We start from the raw sequence: 17,780 nt of genomic DNA, 5'->3' as shown, positions 1-17,780 counted from the left end.
CCTCAAAAAACACTTTTCGCAAGCAACGACTAGCGGTTTTTCACCACCTGCGGGTTATTAGTCTCAACCGGTGCACAGATCACCAGTTAAGACTAAAATCATTCAAGAGGGTAAATACGTGAAAAACACGAACAGCAAGGCGCAACAACGCCATCTCCAAACCACAGGCCTCGCCAGGGGGCTGTGCAGCGCTTTGGCCCTATCGGCGTCACTGGCACTGGCCGAGAGTCAGACCGTTGCCTTCGACATACAACAACAATCTGCCACCAGCGCCCTGAACACCTTCGCCGAACAGGCCAACATCCAGATCATGTTTTCCTTCGACGAAGCCAAAGATATTAACGCCAACGCCCTGAAAGGCACTTACAGCACCGAAGCAGCCCTCAACCAATTATTGAAGAACACCGGCCTGAAATTCCAACTCACTTCCAGCGGTTCTTATGTGGTGCGAGAGGAAGAAGAAGTTGCCGAACCAGAAACAGCGCCAGTGGATCACAAAAAAAAAGAAGTCGATGAAGAGGTAGTTATCACCGGCACCCTGTTGCGCGATGTTAACCCCGCATCGCCGATGATCACTTTGAACAGCACCGATTTTGAACGCCTGGGCGTCAACAGCGCCGAAGACATTATTCGCTCTCTGCCCCAGAACAAAGCGAGCCTGAATCAGTCCAGCAGTTTAACCGACACGCTGCTTTCATCAGGTCGGGAAGGCGGATTTTCAGACTTGCAGGGCAACGCGGCTGCCAACCTGCGCGGCATTGGCGTGCAAAATACCCTGGTGTTGGTGAACGGCCGCCGCACGGCAGGCTCACCAATTTTTGAAGGCAATTTTGTCAACCTGTCCAACATTCCCTTCGGCGCCATTGAGCGTGTGGAAGTTCTGTTGGACGGCGCCTCCTCAATTTACGGCGCTGATGCGGTGGGCGGTGTAATCAACTTTATTTTGAAAAAAGGCTGGACAGGCAGTGAAACCTCTGCCCGTTATGAAAATTCCGACAATGGTGGCCACAGCTATTCTTTGACCCAGAACTTCGGCACGTCCTGGGGCAGCGGTGATCTGACAGCGTCTATTGGTTATACACAAAACACCCGCACCAGATCACAGGACGCGGGCTGGACCACCATCGATCAAACCTCCATCGGCGGCACCGACTTTCGGTTTGCCGGTAACGGTTCCCCCGGCATTATTTCAATACCGGGGTTGCCCCCGGTATCACTGCCTGACAGCTTCGATGGCACCGAGGACTGGACAATCGCCGATCTGGCCAACAGCAATATCAGCCTGGACAGTGGTGTGCCGGAGTTCCTGACCCCGGAATCAAAAAATAAAAGCCTCAGCCTGACCATCAATCAAGACATCAGCGACGGCATCAGCGCATTTGCGGACTTGCAGTACGCGATCAATGACACCGACAGCAGTCGGCAATTTTTAACCACCAATGTTACGACCATGGCTGGTCACCCATTCAATGGGCTGGATCGCCTGCAAGCAGTTGGCTATCAGTTAATCAACGAAACCAGCAGCGGTTTGGCACCTCGCGCTCAAAACGAAACTTCACAGACGCAAAAATCCCTGACTACCGGTTTGGAATTTGAACTGCCAGAAGGCTGGCGGCTGCGCACAGAGGGCAGCTGGAGCGAGTCTTCCAGTGAATCCGCCATCACCAGTTTTGGGGCGGCTTCCGATTCATTGGAAGATCAACTGGAATTTGCCGAGTTTGTCGGCGGTGTGCGCATGATGGAAAACCCGCTGCTCAATCAATTTCCCCCGGCCTGTGGATCATTCCAACTGTTTCGCGCACGATTTGTACCCGTGGCTGCCGACGGCTCGATAGCATGTACCGCAGCAGAGCAACAGGCACTACCTGTGGATCAGGTGTTCAACCCCTTTGGCAACGGCAGCGCCCAAAGCGAACGCCTGAGGGATTTTATTCGGCTAACAGATAATGGCTCACCGGTATCCACCACCCAGTCATTCAAAGCCATTTCCGATGGTGAATTGTTCGACCTTGCTGCCGGCACCGTGCGCGCGGCCGTAGGACTGGAATATCGCCAGGACAAAGTGGACTACACCAACAACACTCAGCGCACCATCAGCTCGCCATTTGTCGCCGATACTGCCGGCGATACCAACGAGCCAGAGCGCACGATTAAATCGGTGTTTACGGATTTATCCATTCCATTAATCAGTCACGATCAGGAAATCCCAGGGGTTCACTCCCTGGAGCTGCAACTGTCCGCACGTTGGGATGAATACACCGTAGACGCCAATCGTCTTAACCCAACCAACAACGACCCCTTGTTGCCAGACAGTGCCACCTTTTCCAACACATCCCCCAAGGCGGGCATTGTCTGGTACCCGATAGAAAGCCTGAAAATTCGCGGCACCTGGTCCGATGTTTTTCGCGCACCGGATTATTCCGAACTGTTGAGAGGCAATAATGTCGAGAGAAACGCCCAGGTTCTGGATCAGTTGATTACCGACCCCAACAGCGGTGAACTGGTGGAAACCGATGCATTTGAAAGTGTCTATTACGAATCCACCGCTGACAGCTTTCGCCGGGAATTCGACCCGACAACATTTCAACTGTTAACACCGCTGCCAAACAGCGTCCGCCCTGATTCTGTGATTGGCGGCAACGCCAACCTGGAGCCAGAAACCGGCGACCTGATCACCTTGGGGTTTGACTGGACGCCTTCATTCCTGGAAGGGTTTGCAGTATCTGCCACCTACACCAAATCGGAGTTGGAAAACCAAATCGACACCATTGGCAATGACTTTATGCCCGCTGCCAGCACTCTGCGAAACGGCGACGTTTACGTGCGGGGTAACCGACCAGGGTTTGGCATATACCGATTCGTGCCTGACACTGCCAACAATCCGTTCGGCATAAACGGCACTTTCGAACGCATCAGCTCGGCGGAGAATTCAATCCTGTCTATCCAGAGAACGCCGGTAAATACTGGTGGCCTTACCACTGAAACTGTGGACTTTAATATCAGCTATCAATTTGATACCGATTGGGCAACCTGGAATACAGAGCTTTACGGCACTTATGCAAAAACTCTGGTGAAAAAGCCACTGCCGGTATCACCGGAAATCGAAGAAGTCGGAGTCATTAATGGCGTTGACCAGTGGGTGGGTACCTTGCGGTTCGGGTTTACTCGCCAAAACTACGGTGGTTCCTTGCTGGTTAACTACAGCAGCAGTTACCTGAATACCCGCAATAACTCGTTCTTCAACTTATTGCAGGGCTCTGGCAATCAGGAATTTCCCAAAGTGGAACACTACTCCACCATTGACCTGACTGGGCACTACAGTATGGAAAACGATGGTTGGCGCTTCCTCTTTGGCGCACGCAACCTGCTCAACCAGCACTTCCCCAGGTTGACCAATGTAGGCCGCCCCTTCGACAGCTCAAGGGTGGATGTACGTGGACGGGTTATCTATCTGGAAGCCAAGAAGACGTTTGATATTTAATTAAACCACCCCCTCGAATACCGGCCGATCTGGTGACAGATCGGCCGGTAATTTTTGCCTGTGGTAGTAACAAAGTATTTGACAAAGGATGGCAGCGAAACGATCCGCTGATTTATAAATCATCGCGTTTATAAACAACGCCGCTTTTCAGAGTCAATAAAACTGATTCCAGATTGCGAATGGATTCCAAAGGATTGTTAGCGAGCACCACCAAATCCGCGCGCATGCCTTCTTCGATCGTTCCCCGGTCGTGGTCGACCCCCGTCGCTGCAGCGCCATTTAGGGTGGCCGCCTGCAAGGCTTGCCAAGGGCTGTAGCCTGCCTTTTCAACGAAAAAATAAATTTCATCAAAAAGTCCTGGCCAATCTTTATTGAGAAGGCCATGCATATCAGTACCAGAACAGACTTTAACGTTGTGCGCTTTGGCCATTTTTAGAAAAGCTATTACCTGTTTTTCATTATTGATATTTTCAGCAATAACAGCGGTAGCATCGATAATAGCCCCCGCTTGAGCCATTTTTTTCAACAGTGCGCTTATATCAGGAACTGACTTTCTAAATTCCAGCGAATAGTTTTTATTGTTTTCCAGAAAGCTGGCGCTCAAGTCATCAGCCGCTTCCCATACCAGCAGGTTGATGTGCGAAAAAACCTCCAGTCCGGCATCCACCAGTTCGCTTGGCTTGGCAGGCATCAATGCAGCGTGGCCCCACACCCGCAACCCTTGCCGTTTGGCCTCTGCACTCAACCTGGCCGCTGTTTCACGATCGAGGCCGGCATACATTTTAATGCCGCTGGAGCCAATCCCCTTTATCTCCGCAATGGCCTGCACCAAGTCCGTATCCGCTTCAATTTTTGTTTGCCACGGAGAATTTTCCTGAGGCCAGGCGCGAAACATTCCCTCTACCCGATCCGGGGTTTCAGCAAAATATTGAGGCCCGGCTACCAGTGATGAATAGTAAATATCCGGAGAGGGAATTTCATGCAGCGCTGCCGCTCGTTTGAGCTCCATAACCAGGCGCAAATCACCCCCCATATCCCGCACGCTGGTTACACCCCCATAAAGGTTCAGGCGCAAAAAATCTTCTGTTTGCTGGGTGCGAACAGTCCGTGGTTTATTTTTGAAGCTGTCCAAATGCACATGGCTGTCAATCAGCCCGGGAATAACATACTGGCCGCTGATATCGATAACCTCAGCACCTTCGGGAATATCTGATTCCGGCGAAAGAATCCGCCGAATCTTTCCACCCTCGATCACCAGATTTTTGGGCTCTGGCAGTTTGTCGGCAGTCATATCGATAATGTATCCGCCGTAAAGTACCCGGACTGGCTCTAAAGTGGAGTTAGAGGTTTCCTGAGTATGTTGATGGGCAATAGCGAAGCAGGAAAACAGAGGTAGGCAGATAAACAACAAAGATTTCGCTGCTCGGGAAAAGTGTTCTATTCGCATAGTAGTGACCATTTGTAAGGGCGGGTTTGTATTTCAGAGTGTTCACTACATAACACCTGGAACAGGCAAACCCACCAGTACATAACACCACTGCAACAGCCCTATGTATCCCCCACCATTGCCCGTATAATTGCCGGCTTACTTTTTAACCGGCCCGTCGGGCAGAACACAGAACACGAGCGATGCAAGAGCAATACACCCCCGAATCCATTGAACAGGCCGTCCAACAATATTGGGCCGACAACAAGAGCTTTGAAGTTACCGAAGACCCGGATCGCGAGAAATTTTATTGTCTTGCCATGTTCCCCTACCCCAGTGGCCGCCTGCATATGGGCCACGTGCGCAACTACACCATCACCGATGTGATTTCCCGCTACCAGCGCATGCAAGGCAAGAATGTGTTGCATCCCATGGGCTGGGACGCCTTCGGCTTACCAGCGGAAAACGCCGCCATCGCCAACAACACCGCTCCCGCCAAGTGGACGTACAGCAACATCGGCCATATGAAGGGGCAGTTGCAGGCGCTGGGTTTTGGCTTTGACTGGACCCGCGAACTGGCTACCTGTGCGCCGGATTACTACAAGTGGGAACAGTGGTTCTTTACCCGCCTGTACGAAAAAGGTTTGGTGTACAAGAAGATGGCCACGGTGAACTGGGACCCGGTGGACCAGACAGTACTGGCCAACGAGCAGGTCATCGACGGCCGCGGTTGGCGCTCCGGTGCACTGGTAGAACGCAAGGAAATTCCTCAGTGGTTTATCAAGATCACCGACTATGCGGAACAGCTGCTCAACGACTTGGACAAGCTGGAAAGCTGGCCAGAGCAGGTCAAAACCATGCAACGCAACTGGATCGGCAAAAGTCGCGGTGTGGAAATGACTTTTGCCCTGAACACCGAAGTGGCAGGCATCGCCTCTTTTGATGTGTACACCACTCGCCCGGATACGCTGATGGGTGTGACTTATGTGTCCATCGCCGCCGAGCATCCAATCAGTTTGGCGCTGGCTGAAGACAACGCCGAGTTGGCCGCCTTTATTAAAGAGTGCAAATCCCAATCCGTGGCCGAAGCCGATATGGCCGCCATGGAAAAGAAAGGCATGGATTTGGGCTTGAAAGCCATTCACCCCATCACAGGCTGCGAAGTACCGGTGCTGGTGGCCAACTACGTGCTAATGGATTACGGCACCGGCGCGGTGATGGCGGTACCCGCCCACGACCAGCGGGACTGGGAATTTGCTACCAAAATGGACTTGCCCATTGAGCAAGTGATTGCCCCAGCTGGCGACGAGCAGGTTGACCTCAGTAAAGAAGCCTTTACCGAAAAAGGTGTGCTTGTGAACTCGGGCGACTTTAACGGACTGGAATTCGACGCCGCTTTCGATGCCATCTCCGCCAAACTGGTAGAACTGGGCAAAGGCAAGGTCACCACCAACTACCGTCTGCGCGACTGGGGCGTATCACGCCAGCGTTACTGGGGCTCACCGATCCCTATGTTCAATCTGCCTGACGGTGGAGAGATTCCTGTACCGCTGGAAAAGCTGCCGGTACTGCTGCCGGAAGATGTGGAAATGGATGGCGTTCATTCCCCTATAAAACAGGATGCAGAGTGGCGTAAGGCGGAACTTAACGGCCAGCCGGTGGAACACGAAACCGACACCTTCGACACCTTTATGGAGTCCAGCTGGTACTACGCCCGCTACACCTGCCCCAATTACGAAGAGGCGATGCTGAACCCGGACGCTGCCAATTACTGGCTGCCAGTGGACCAGTACGTGGGCGGTATCGAGCACGCCATTTTGCACCTGCTGTACGCCCGCTTCTTCCACAAGCTGATGCGCGACGAAGGTTTGGTGAACAGTGACGAACCCTTTAAACGCCTGCTGTGCCAGGGCATGGTGCTGGCGGAATCGTTTTACAAAGAGAACAGCGACGGCAGCAAAACCTGGGTAAACCCGGTAGACGTAACGCTGGAGAAAGACGACAAAGGCGCCACCATCAAAGCGATAGAAACCGCTACCGGTGATGAGCTGCGAGTGGGCGGCACCATCAAGATGTCCAAGTCAAAGAACAATGGCATCGACCCGCAGACTGCCGTGGATCAATACGGCGCCGACACCGTGCGCCTGTTTACCATGTTCGCCGCACCCCCAGAGCAAACCTTGGAGTGGCACGACTCCGGTGTGGAAGGCGCCAGCCGCTTTTTGCGCCGTTTGTGGAAAAATGCCCAGGAACACCTGACGAAGGGTGAAGCTGCAGCGCTTAACGTTGACGCACTCACCGACGCGCAAAAAGACCTGCGCCGCAAAACCCACGAAACCATCGCCAAAGTCAGCGACGACTACGGCCGTCGCCAAACCTTTAATACCGCCATCGCCGCGGTGATGGAATTGATGAATGAAGTAGGCAGGTTCAGCGACGATTCCGAACAAGGCCTGGCGGTAGAGCGGGAAGCCCTGGAAGCCTCAGTGCTGCTGCTGGCCCCGGTAGCCCCGCATATCAGCCATATGCTGTGGAACGCCTTGGGCAATGACGGCGCCGTGATCGACGCCCCCTGGCCCAGCCACGACGAAGCTGCCCTGGTACGCAGCAGCATCGAAATGGTGGTGCAGGTAAACGGCAAAGTACGCGCCAAACTGTGTGTGGCCGCCGACGCCGATCAAGATAGCATTATCGATCTGGCCAAAGCCGACGCCAACGTGCAGAAATTCCTGGAAGGCAAAGAGATCAAGATGTGCAAAGTGATTCCGGGTAAACTGGTGACGTTTGGGGTTAAGTAACGGGAGATGAGAGACGGGAGATGAGAGATGAGAGACAGTTACTCCGCACTTACAATCGGAGTCACACGTCTCCCATCTCCCATCTCCCATCTCACAAAAACAATGAAGAAACTGCTCAATTACGCAATAACACTCATCTTGCTAACTACCACCGCATGCGGCTGGCACCTGCGCGGCGGCTTGGACGCCAGTGAGCTGGAAAGCATTTATGTGCGTTCCGCCATGCCTCACAGCGGCTTTGCCAAGCTACTAAAAAATGACCTGGCCAGCCAGGGCATTCGTATTCCGGAGCAGGCGGAAGATGCCCAATACCAGGTTGTGGTGATCCGCGAGAACAGCGACAGTCGCACCGCCAGTATTACCAGCAGCGCACGGGCAGCAGAGCAAACAGTGGTGGAAGAAATTACCGTCGCCGTACTGGATCGCAATGGCGACACCCTGCTCGACAACACCGTATTGCGCGCCGAGCGCTCACTGGATTTTGACGAAAACCAGATTATCGGCAAAGCAGACGAGCTGGAGCTGGTGCAACAGGAACTGCTGTCCGACCTGGTGCGCCAACTCACCCGACGCCTGCAAGCGCTGTCGAAAAACCCGTAATATGAAAATCAAACCAGAACAGCTCTCTCGCCACCTGCAACAGCTGGCGCCGGTGTATCTGGTTTATGGCGAAGAACCGCTGTTGGTGCAAGAAGCCTGCGACGCCATTCGCACCGCCGCCCGCGCCCAGGGTTTTAACGAGCGCGAATTGTTCCACGGCGAGGCGGGTTTCGACTGGAACCAGCTGCTCACCGAAGCCAACAGCCTGTCATTATTTGCCGACAAAAAAATTCTTGAGCTGCGCATCCCCACCGGTAAGCCCGGCGACAAGGGCAGCAAAGCCATTCAGGAATACTGCCAAAACGCCAGCCCCGATAATTTGTTGCTGGTGATCGCCCCTAAACTGGACGCTGCTACCCAACGAGGCAAATGGTTCAAAGCGCTGGAAAGCACCGGCGTTGCCGTACAAACCTGGCCAGTGCCCGCTAACCAACTGCCCCGCTGGATTGGTCAACGACTGCAGCAGGCGGGTATCAAAGCCAACAACCAGGCCATTGAAATTCTCGCCGACCGGGTAGAAGGCAACCTGCTGGCGGCGGTGCAGGAAATTGAAAAGCTCAAACTGCTGGTCAGCGATGCCGAAGTGGACGCCACCACCATGTCCACTGTGGTGGCGGACAGCGCCCGCTACAACGTGTTTACCCTGGTGGACAAAATCCTGCTGGGGGACGCCCAAAGCACTGCCCGCACCCTGCGTGGTTTGCGTGAGGAAGGCTCTGAGCCACCGGTGATTCTCTGGGCTCTAAGCCGGGAAATCCGCATTCTGCTGAAAGCCAGCGACGCCCACCGCAATGGCGAGCCCCTGGAGCGCGCCCTGAAAAACGCCGGAGTCTGGGACAAACGCCAACCGCTCTACAAACAAGCCCTGCGCCGCCTGCAGGGGCCACAACTGCGTGCCATGCTGCGCCTGTGCCGCAATACCGACCAAGCCATCAAAGGGCTAGGCCGCGATGACCCCTGGCAAAACCTTACCGAGCTGGTGCTTAACCTTTCTGGCACCCCCGCCTTGACAGGTGCCACTATCAAACTAGCGGTTACTCCATAACCACCTTTGTCATCCTGAGCGCAGCGAAGGATCTCGCACTTCAATGCTACAAAGAGATTCTTCGCTACGCTCAGAATGACAGCGGGCGCGGTTCAGAATGACGTAATGTCGGGAACCCCCACCGCTTTACAGGTACTAAGGTGTCACTACCCGGAGACACTGAATGCACTTGAAATCCATCCTTGCCTGCCTGGTGCTTGCCACCACACTCAGCCACGCCGACAGCTACCAAAGCGGTCAACACCAGGTACAACTGCTGGAACTGTATACCTCGGAAGGTTGCAGCAGCTGCCCACCGGCGGACCACTGGCTGTCCCGCCAGCAGCAACACCCTGGTCTGTGGAAGCAATTTGTACCAGTGGCTTTCCACGTGGCCTATTGGGACTGGATTGGCTGGCAAGACCCTTACGCCAGTGAAAAGTACGACAAACGCCAGCGCACTTACGCCAGCACCGGAGCCGTTGGTAATGTTTACACACCGGGCTTTCTACTCAACGGCCGCGAATGGCGCGGCTTTTTTCAACATGAGCGCACACTGCCCAAAGCACTGAAAAGGGACGTAGGTAATTTGCAGCTGACAATTGATGGCAAGCAGTTTGAAGCCAGTTTTAATGGTGAAAAAGCCCAGCAATTGCACATTGCCATCTTGGGAATGGAGCTAACCAGCCAGGTGACCAAAGGGGAAAATCGCAACAAAACTCTGAAACACGACTTTGTGGTGATTGGTTTTGGCAGCTATCCGATGTCCGCGGGAAAATGGCATGGCAGGCTGCCGATGCTGATGCACGAAAGCGAACGCTACGGGATTGCCGCCTGGGTAACCGATGGCAAATCTCAGCAACCTATTCAGGCTTTGGGTGGGGGATACGCGCCTTAATCGTTATTACCAAAAGCCAGCCAATGCCAATACCGGCAATATTGGCCAACAAATCCAACCACTCCATGGATCGGTAACCACCCACTCCCTGCAACAGCTCAATCGCAATCCCATCCGCCAATAACAGCAAGGCGAGATGCCACTGAAAGCGAGCCAAAAACCACGCCCACCAACCGACAACAAACAGGTAAACATAGGTAACCCCATGGCTTACCTTATCCTGATGGGGGAACAGCGTTTGCCCATCGGGCATAGGCATTAGCGACAGCACGGTAATCAGCAACAGTGAGCCTATAAACACCAGGCGACAAAAGAGACTTCCGGGAGCGAACAGGCGTTTCACTGGGTTTATGCGTCCCTGTTGAACTGCTTTTTGCTGAGTTGAGAGTCCAGCACCTGTAAACGCTCCACGGTACCAATATCAAACCAGCGGCCGTTGTACTGCTGGCCACTTACCGCCCCGACAGTCATGGCCGGGCGCAACACATCCCACAGGGGAAAAGCAGCCTGTTGTGGTTTGTGATTGGAAAAATTCTGTGGCCGCTGCAGGCTAATACCACTGAAAGTAGATGTGCTTTGACCAAGCGATTGTGGGTAGGTAATCCGCTGGCGACTATCCATCACAAAATCCCCCTGCGGATGTTGGGGTGGGTTAGGCACCAGTACCAGATGAGCCTGCTCATCGTCTGCCAAGCCCCGTTCTGCCAATTGTCGAAACGGGAAATCTGTCCAGATATCGCCATTCACTACCAGGAATGGCTGCTCACCCTGTTGATCATCCAAAAGAAAGGACAATGCCGCGTAGATACCGCCCCCGGTTTCCAGCGGTTCCGCCTCTGGCGACCACTGTACCTGCACCCCGTAGCGGCTGCCATCACCCACATAATCCTGAATCTGCTGCCCCAGCCAGGCGGTATTGATCACCAGATCCGTAATGCCCGCTGCCGCCAAGCTCTCGATATGATATTCAATCAACGGCTTGCCACCCGCCAACAACAGGGGTTTAGGGGTGGTTTCCGTGAGCGGCCGCATGCGTTTGCCATAGCCTGCCGCCAAAATCATTGCCTTCATAAGCGCTATTCCCCAGCTGTTTGCCAATCCTTGTACCAAGGATGCTGAGGCAGTGCTGGTAACACCCGTTCATGGAACCACTGGTTGAACCCCGCCAACTCCGGATAACGCGCGGCAACGTCCAGGGTGTAACGAATCACCAATGGCAGATCATTGAGGTAACCGTGCTTGCCATCTCGCAACGACAGGCGGGAAAAAATGCCCAGCACTTTAATATGGCGCTGCAGGCCCATCCAATCAAACCAGCGCAAAAACTGCTCGTCGCTGACACCTTGCAACTGCCCCTGATTGCGAAGCTGTCTGGCATAGGCCAACGCCTGCTGTTCTATCCACTCCTTCTGCTGCAATTGATAACAGTCCTTGAGAATAGAAACCAGATCGTAGGTCACCGCTCCGATCACCGCATCCTGAAAATCAATGACGCCAACCTGACTAGAATTGAGGATCATCAGGTTGCGGCAGTGATAATCCCGGTGCACCACCACCTGAGGCTGTTCAAGAGCGCTGGCAATCAACAATTGTTCCACCTGCTGAATCAACTCCCGCTCATCCGGGCGCAATTCAAGATGCAGCAATTCCCCCAAAAACCACTGGGGGAACAACCCCAACTCATCCGCCAGTAAACGCTTGTCGTATTTGGGGAATACCTTCGCTTGGGGTGTCATCGTTTGTATCTGCTGCAAAGTTTGCAGCGCGGCGGCGTAACGGGATTCGGTCAAATCCTGTGCGTAAAGCTGGTCGCCAAAATCTTCTATCAGCAAATAACCGTTGTGGTAATCCACAGCATATACCTGCGGCGTATGAATGCCGCCATCCTGAAACGCCAACGCCTTGCTGACAAACGCCGGGCTGTCCTCCCATTGCGGTGGTGCCCACACTGCCATCAACGACGGCTGAGTATTGAGCCGAAAATAGCGCCGGAACCCGGCATCCCCATTGAGGGGCGACAAGGTCAACTCCCCTTCCAGCAGAACTGATGCGGGAAGGTAATCGAGCAGCCAGCTTTGCAGGGCTTTTGTATCGGGTTGTTCGGACATTGAAACTTCAGGTATTCAAAAGGAAACAGATTCTACTCTCTACAGATAAAAAGTCACCACACCCAAATGTAAAGAGCTGGTTCGGGTGGTGCCTTTCAGGGCCATATGCGACAGGGATGTCGCATCCGAGCCTACATGGATGTACTTGCGGCGTGCCCTGAAAGGCGCCACCCGAACCAGCTCGCCACCCAAACTAAATTGTCTACTAACTCCCCCCTGTTACGTTACAATGACCGTTTGCCGTACCAATAACAAAATAGCACCCATGCCCCCAGCCAATTCCCGCATTCGACGTCACCGCCGCACACCTCTGCATATTGCATTAAACCGCTATCGTTTAGGCCTGCTGGCGGCTTCCGTTATGGCGTTGCCAGCGGCTGCACAACAGGCGGTGGAATGGGACTGCCAACCCAACGAAAAAGGCGATGGCTGGGACTGCAAACAAGTCACCAAAAAAGCAAGCACCAAAGAAGGTGGCGCCAGCCAACTGCCAGCCCATGTAGCCGCGGGGCTGGCCCCATTAACCACCGCAGGAACCCCACTGGCCCAGCGCTTGGGCTGGGTGGAAAAAGAACAACTCAGCGAAAATCAAAAAGCGGAGGTTGCCACCGGTTGTTGTGGCATGTACGTCGCTCCCGGCGATCCGGAAAAGCGCGACCAGAACCCTGAGATTGCCCCGGTAAACGTCAAGGCAGACTGGCAGCAGGAAGCACACAAGCTAATCAGCCTGAAAGGCAATGTGGAAATTACCCAGGGTAATCGCAATCTGACCAGCGACAATGGCGTGATCGACGCCCCCAACAACACCGCCGATTTCCACGGCAATATTCGCATCGGCGAACCCAACCTGTTGCTGATGGGCGATAGCGCCAAACTCAACCTGGAGTCCGGCGCGGTAACGGTGGATAACGCCTCTTTCGTGTTTCCACAGGCCCAGGTGCGAGGCACCGCCGACAAACTGATTCGCGATGCCGAGGAAGATCTCCGCATTGAAGGCGTCACCTACACCAGCTGCCCACCGGACAGCAACGCCTGGCAACTGGTTACCGGCTCGGTGGATGTGGATACCGAAAAAAATACCGCCACCGCCCGCAACGTGCGTATTGAAGTCAAAGACATTCCCATTGTTTACCTGCCCTGGATACGCTTCCCGCTGGGAGACGAGAGCCAAACCGGCGTGCTGTTCCCCAACCTGGGAGTCGGCGGCCGCAATGGGCTGGACTTCTCCCTGCCCTACTACATCAGCCTGGCAGATAACTACGACTTAACCCTGACCCCGCGCTATATCCAGGAGCGCGGCAATATGATTGAAGCGCAATTTCGCCACCTGTCCAGTTGGGGGCGCACCGAACTCAATGCCTCCTGGCTAGGGGAAGACCAAGGCGGCGAAGCGACTAACGACCAGGAAACCGTTGTTGTTGGTGAGAATCGTTGGTGGCGCAATTTACAGCATGACGGCGCCTTCGCATTGGGCGACGGCACCTTTACCACCGAAGTGGATTACACCAAAGTCAGCGACAACCTCTACATTCGCGACTTAGGGATCAACTCGCTGGACGAGGACGAAAGCACCACACACCTTCGCCAGAAACTGGAGCTGGGTTACAACACCGATCACTGGGAGATCAGCTTTAAAAGTGAACAGTTCCAAACCATCTTTACCGACCCTAACCAGCCCTTGAGTGAACCCTACAAACAGCTGCCGCGCCTGGACGCCAACGGCACCTACAACCTGTGGGGTGGCCTCAACCTTACTCTGAGGCAGCACGTAGTGGCCTTTGAACACAGTGATGAAACCCGCTTCCAGACCGGCGACCGCGCTCGCCTGGATTGGGGCCTGGAATGGGCCAACCAGTGGCAGTGGGGCTTTTTTACCCCCGGTGTAGAATTCCGCCATATCAGCTACAACCTGGATGAAAATCTTGGGTCATTGGCGGACAAATCACCATCTGTAACAGCTCCCCTCGCCTATTTAAACGCTGGCCTGTTTTTTGAGCGCAACAGCAACGACTACACCCAAACGCTGGAACCACGCCTATTCCTGCTGTACGCCGAGCAAGAAGACCAGGACTTGTTGCCAAACCAAGGCGGGTTACCCAATTTCGACACCAGTGAACAAACCTTCGGCTTTAGCTCCTTGTGGCGCAAAGACCGCTTTAGCGGCGGCGACCGCCTTGGGGACGCCAAACAAGCGAGCTTTGGCCTGACCTCCCGCTTTATCGATAACAATGGAAAAGAATGGCTGAGTGCCAGTATTGGCAAGATTTTTTACTTTGAAGACCGTCGCACCACGCTCAACTCGGTGCTGACCAGCGCGGTACTCGATAACCCAGTGCAAGAGCTGGATACCAACGGCAACGGTGTGGTTGATGAGGGCGATGCCCGTGTTAATGAGCGGACACTCGTTGACCTTAACAACCTGACCCGCAACAGCTCACCCATTGCCGCCGAACTCAACTGGCGTATCAGCGACCGCTGGCAATTCCTCGGTGACACCACCTGGGATACCGATCTGGATCGCATCGATCGGGGAAGCGTTGGCCTGCGCTTTAACGACGGCAACAACGGGGTTTTCAACCTCGGTTACCGCTATACTCGCAACACCGCCCGGGTGGTTCGCAACCCTACCGACCCAGGGTTTACGTTCCTGCAAGACCAGAATATCAAACAGGGGGACATCTCCACCATCTACCCCCTGCGGGGCAACTTTAGTCTGATCGCCCGCTGGAATTATGACTTTACCAACAGCCGCAACCTTGAAACCTTCGCCGGAGTGGAATACAACAGTTGCTGCTGGCGCACCAGTGTCGTGGCGCGACGCTGGATTCGCCGCGACGACCTGCGCTTGTTGCCCAGTAGCAACCTGGACGAAGACGAAGGCATCTTTTTCCAGATACAGCTGAAAGGGCTGGCGGGAACCAGCACCAAAGTGGACGATCTACTGGAAGAAGGCATTTACGGCTACCAACCCGAACAGCAATGACAGAAAGAACACCACTATGAAAACTCTGATCAATAAGCACGCCCTGAAGGCGCTGGCACTCTCTACCTCTCTCGGCGTAGCGACTATGGCCAACGCCGAGCAGGTATTCCTGGATCGCACCGTGGCCATCGTTGGCGACAACGTAGTCATGCAAAGCGAGTTGGAGAGCCGTGTTAAAGACGTGATGCAACGCCTGCAACAACAACCCAACATCACTCTGCCACCGGAAGCGGAACTGAAGAAACAGGTGCTGGAGCAACTGGTGGACGAACGTCTGATTCTCAACTTCGCTGAGCGCAGCGGTGTACGAATCAGCGACCAGCAGATCAACCAGCATTTGCAAACTCTGGCGTCTCGTCAGAATCTGACTCTGGATCAGCTAGTGGAGCTGGTACACCAAAACGGCGACAGTCTCGCCGATCTACGCCGCAACATTCACGATCAGCTGGTTATCCAGATGATTGACGAGCAGGCCATCAAAGCCAATATTCCAGTGTCCCTGCAGGAAATTGAGCAACTGATGGCATCGGAAGAAGGTCAGGCAACCACTGCCGCCAGCTATCAAATAGGCCATATTCTGCTGCCACTGGCTTCAGCCGCCAGCAAAGACGAATTGGCCACAGCCATGGAAAACGCAAACAACCTGGTGGGGCAACTGCGCGAGGGCGGCAACTTCCAGCAATTTGCTGTCAACTATTCCAAGGGCCCCAATGCCCTTAAAGGTGGTGACCTGGGCTGGAAAAAGCCGATTCAACTGCCGGAGAAATTCCGCCCAGTGGTGAAAGAAATGGAAGTTGGTGGTGTCTCTGACCCCATCCGCAGCGATGCCGGCTTGCACATCCTCAAAGTACACGATCGCAAAGGTGGCGAGCCAAAAATGATGTTGCAGCAACACAAAGTGCGCCACATTCTGGTCAAAACCAATGCCATTCGCGACGACGAAGCCGCTTACAACCAACTTAATGAACTGCGCCAACGTGTCACCGATGGAGAAGCGTTCGCCGACCTGGCTAAAGAGTTCTCTGAAGACCCCGGTTCCAAGCAACAAGGGGGCGATGTGGGCTGGAATACTGTCGAAGAAGGCAGGCTGGTGCCAGAATTTCTGCAGATGATGGCATCTGTTGAACTCAACGAAGTGAGCTACCCTTTCCGCAGTGAGTTCGGCTGGCATATCCTGGAAGTGACCGAGCGCAGGGAAAAGGATTTTGGCAAGGTGGCCATGCAAAACCGCTTTTTGGAAGCCATTCAAAACAGCAAATTCGATGAAGAAAAGGCCATTTGGCTGCAGGAAATGCGCAGCGATTTCTATATCGAATTAAAACTATGACGCTTCGCCTGGCACTAACCCCCGGCGAACCCGCCGGGATTGGGCCAGACCTGGCAATACAGCTGGCCCAACAAGGGTCGCCTCACGAATTGGTGGCCTTTGCCGATCCAGAGTTTCTACAGCAAAGGGCCCAAGCTCTGGGCCTACCACTGACTTTGCGGCAGCCCGGCAGCCAACCACAACCATTGAAGCCTGGCGAGCTGGCAGTATCCCCTGTGCCGCTAAATGCCCCTTGCACACCCGGACACCTAAATACGGCCAACGCCTCTTATGTGCTTGCCACCCTAAAACAGGCAATTACCCAGTGCAGCCAGGGTAACTGCCATGCATTGATTACCGGCCCTGTGCACAAGGGCGTCATTAACGACGCAGGCATCCCCTTCTCCGGCCACACAGAATTTTTGGCCAAACACACAAACACCGAAAAAGTGGTGATGATGCTTGCCACTGACGGCTTGCGGGTGGCGTTAGCCACGACACACTTGCCGTTGAAAGACATCTCCAATGCCATTACCAGCGAGATGCTTGACCAGGCAATAACTATTCTGCACACAGATTTGCAGCAAAAATTCGGCATCGCGGAACCCACTATTCTGGTATGCGGCCTTAACCCCCACGCTGGCGAAGGCGGCCATTTGGGGCGGGAAGAAATAGAAATCATCGAGCCAGCCTTGGAAGCCCTGAGGCATAAAGGAATGAACCTGATTGGCCCTCTACCCGCCGATACCCTGTTCACCCCCAAATATCTGGAATCCGCCGATGCGGTACTGGCTATGTACCATGACCAAGGTCTGCCGGTACTGAAATACAAAGGCTTTGGCGCCGCAGTAAACATCACCCTGGGCTTGCCGATTATTCGCACCTCGGTAGATCATGGCACTGCCCTGGACTTGGCAGGCACAGGCAAGGCCGACTGCGGCAGCCTGCAGACTGCGATAGAATATGCAGCAGAGATTGCCAATCCAACCCCTACCCAGCAAGGCTGAATCCAGTTTTGGCAGCCATATCAGGTTATTGCGGGTACTGTTTTTCAGAACCGCCGACAGCATGGATGCTGTCGACGAGCTTACACGGACGTACTTGCAGCGTGTTCTGAAAAACAGTACCCGCAATAACCAGCAAACAACACAAAACA

The 17,780-nt window shown here is 54.2% G+C and carries 12 protein-coding genes; 8 read left to right on the top strand and 4 right to left on the bottom strand.

Annotated features, from left to right (window positions below):
- Positions 1-118: 118 nt before the first annotated feature.
- Positions 119-3,481 carry a TonB-dependent receptor gene (locus QSV34_RS04880; protein WP_289152474.1) on the top strand — a complete coding sequence of 1,121 codons (3,363 nt, stop codon included), beginning with the start codon at positions 119-121 and terminating at the stop codon, positions 3,479-3,481.
- A gap of 112 nt (positions 3,482-3,593) precedes the next feature.
- On the opposite strand, the gene QSV34_RS04875 is transcribed toward QSV34_RS04880, so the two are convergent.
- Positions 3,594-4,772, bottom strand: a complete 1,179-nt coding sequence (locus QSV34_RS04875; protein WP_289152473.1) for an amidohydrolase family protein — start codon at positions 4,770-4,772, stop codon at positions 3,594-3,596.
- 338 nt (positions 4,773-5,110) lie between these two features.
- Between QSV34_RS04875 and leuS the strand changes: the two genes are divergently transcribed.
- From leuS to QSV34_RS04855, 4 genes are all read left to right on the top strand, one after another.
- A complete protein-coding gene (gene leuS / locus QSV34_RS04870) occupies positions 5,111-7,705 on the top strand; it encodes a leucine--tRNA ligase (protein ID WP_289152472.1) in 2,595 nt (864 codons plus the stop codon).
- 102 nt (positions 7,706-7,807) lie between these two features.
- Positions 7,808-8,305, top strand: a complete 498-nt coding sequence (locus QSV34_RS04865; RefSeq protein ID WP_289152471.1) for an LPS-assembly lipoprotein LptE — start codon at positions 7,808-7,810, stop codon at positions 8,303-8,305.
- Position 8,306: 1 nt separating this feature from the next.
- On the top strand, positions 8,307-9,350 hold the full coding sequence (gene holA / locus QSV34_RS04860; RefSeq protein ID WP_289152469.1) for a DNA polymerase III subunit delta: 1,044 nt from the start codon (positions 8,307-8,309) through the stop codon (positions 9,348-9,350).
- A 163-nt stretch (positions 9,351-9,513) separates the two neighbouring features.
- The gene (locus QSV34_RS04855; RefSeq protein ID WP_289152467.1) at positions 9,514-10,227 is read left to right on the top strand and encodes a DUF1223 domain-containing protein; all 714 of its coding nucleotides are present in this window, start codon (positions 9,514-9,516) and stop codon (positions 10,225-10,227) included.
- On the opposite strand, the gene QSV34_RS04850 is transcribed toward QSV34_RS04855, so the two are convergent.
- The 3 genes from QSV34_RS04850 to QSV34_RS04840 are packed head-to-tail and all read right to left on the bottom strand — an operon-like array spanning position 10,193 to position 12,335.
- Complete coding sequence (locus QSV34_RS04850) at positions 10,193-10,570, bottom strand: VanZ family protein (protein ID WP_289152465.1); 378 nt, start codon at positions 10,568-10,570, stop codon at positions 10,193-10,195. The genes QSV34_RS04855 and QSV34_RS04850 overlap by 35 nt on opposite strands.
- Positions 10,571-10,575: 5 nt before the next feature.
- A complete protein-coding gene (gene murU, locus QSV34_RS04845) occupies positions 10,576-11,298 on the bottom strand; it encodes an N-acetylmuramate alpha-1-phosphate uridylyltransferase MurU (protein ID WP_289152463.1) in 723 nt (240 codons plus the stop codon).
- 5 nt (positions 11,299-11,303) lie between these two features.
- A complete protein-coding gene (locus QSV34_RS04840) occupies positions 11,304-12,335 on the bottom strand; it encodes an aminoglycoside phosphotransferase family protein (RefSeq protein ID WP_289152461.1) in 1,032 nt (343 codons plus the stop codon).
- Positions 12,336-12,600: 265 nt separating this feature from the next.
- Here QSV34_RS04840 and QSV34_RS04835 point away from each other — a divergent pair, with 265 nt between their 5' ends.
- The 3 genes from QSV34_RS04835 to pdxA are packed head-to-tail and all read left to right on the top strand — an operon-like array spanning position 12,601 to position 17,631.
- The gene (locus QSV34_RS04835; protein ID WP_289152459.1) at positions 12,601-15,318 is read left to right on the top strand and encodes an LPS-assembly protein LptD; all 2,718 of its coding nucleotides are present in this window, start codon (positions 12,601-12,603) and stop codon (positions 15,316-15,318) included.
- 16 nt (positions 15,319-15,334) lie between these two features.
- Positions 15,335-16,645 (top strand): peptidylprolyl isomerase, encoded by a 1,311-nt coding sequence (locus tag QSV34_RS04830; protein ID WP_289152458.1) that lies wholly within the window; start codon positions 15,335-15,337, stop codon positions 16,643-16,645.
- Positions 16,642-17,631 (top strand): 4-hydroxythreonine-4-phosphate dehydrogenase PdxA, encoded by a 990-nt coding sequence (gene pdxA, locus QSV34_RS04825; protein ID WP_289152456.1) that lies wholly within the window; start codon positions 16,642-16,644, stop codon positions 17,629-17,631. Before QSV34_RS04830 ends, pdxA begins: the two co-directional genes overlap by 4 nt.
- Positions 17,632-17,780 lie beyond the last annotated feature (149 nt).

The sequence above is a fragment of the Porticoccus sp. W117 genome, assembly GCF_030341905.1.
In the GTDB taxonomy this organism is placed as follows: Bacteria; Pseudomonadota; Gammaproteobacteria; order Pseudomonadales; family Porticoccaceae; genus SCSIO-12696.
Note: the sequence above shows the minus strand (reverse complement) of the source record. Positions and strands in the feature narration are given on the sequence as shown.

Excerpts from the sequence above, each read along its gene's own strand:
- QSV34_RS04875 (WP_289152473.1), bottom strand. The coding sequence starts at position 4,772 with ATGACTGCCGACAAACTGCCAGAGCCCAAAAATCTGGTGATCGAGGGT.
- leuS (WP_289152472.1), top strand. The coding sequence starts at position 5,111 with ATGCAAGAGCAATACACCCCCGAATCCATTGAACAGGCCGTCCAACAA.
- QSV34_RS04865 (WP_289152471.1), top strand. The coding sequence starts at position 7,808 with ATGAAGAAACTGCTCAATTACGCAATAACACTCATCTTGCTAACTACC.
- holA (WP_289152469.1), top strand. The coding sequence starts at position 8,307 with ATGAAAATCAAACCAGAACAGCTCTCTCGCCACCTGCAACAGCTGGCG.
- QSV34_RS04855 (WP_289152467.1), top strand. The coding sequence starts at position 9,514 with ATGCACTTGAAATCCATCCTTGCCTGCCTGGTGCTTGCCACCACACTC.
- murU (WP_289152463.1), bottom strand. The coding sequence starts at position 11,298 with ATGAAGGCAATGATTTTGGCGGCAGGCTATGGCAAACGCATGCGGCCG.
- QSV34_RS04840 (WP_289152461.1), bottom strand. The coding sequence starts at position 12,335 with ATGTCCGAACAACCCGATACAAAAGCCCTGCAAAGCTGGCTGCTCGAT.
- QSV34_RS04835 (WP_289152459.1), top strand. The coding sequence starts at position 12,601 with ATGCCCCCAGCCAATTCCCGCATTCGACGTCACCGCCGCACACCTCTG.
- QSV34_RS04830 (WP_289152458.1), top strand. The coding sequence starts at position 15,335 with ATGAAAACTCTGATCAATAAGCACGCCCTGAAGGCGCTGGCACTCTCT.
- pdxA (WP_289152456.1), top strand. The coding sequence starts at position 16,642 with ATGACGCTTCGCCTGGCACTAACCCCCGGCGAACCCGCCGGGATTGGG.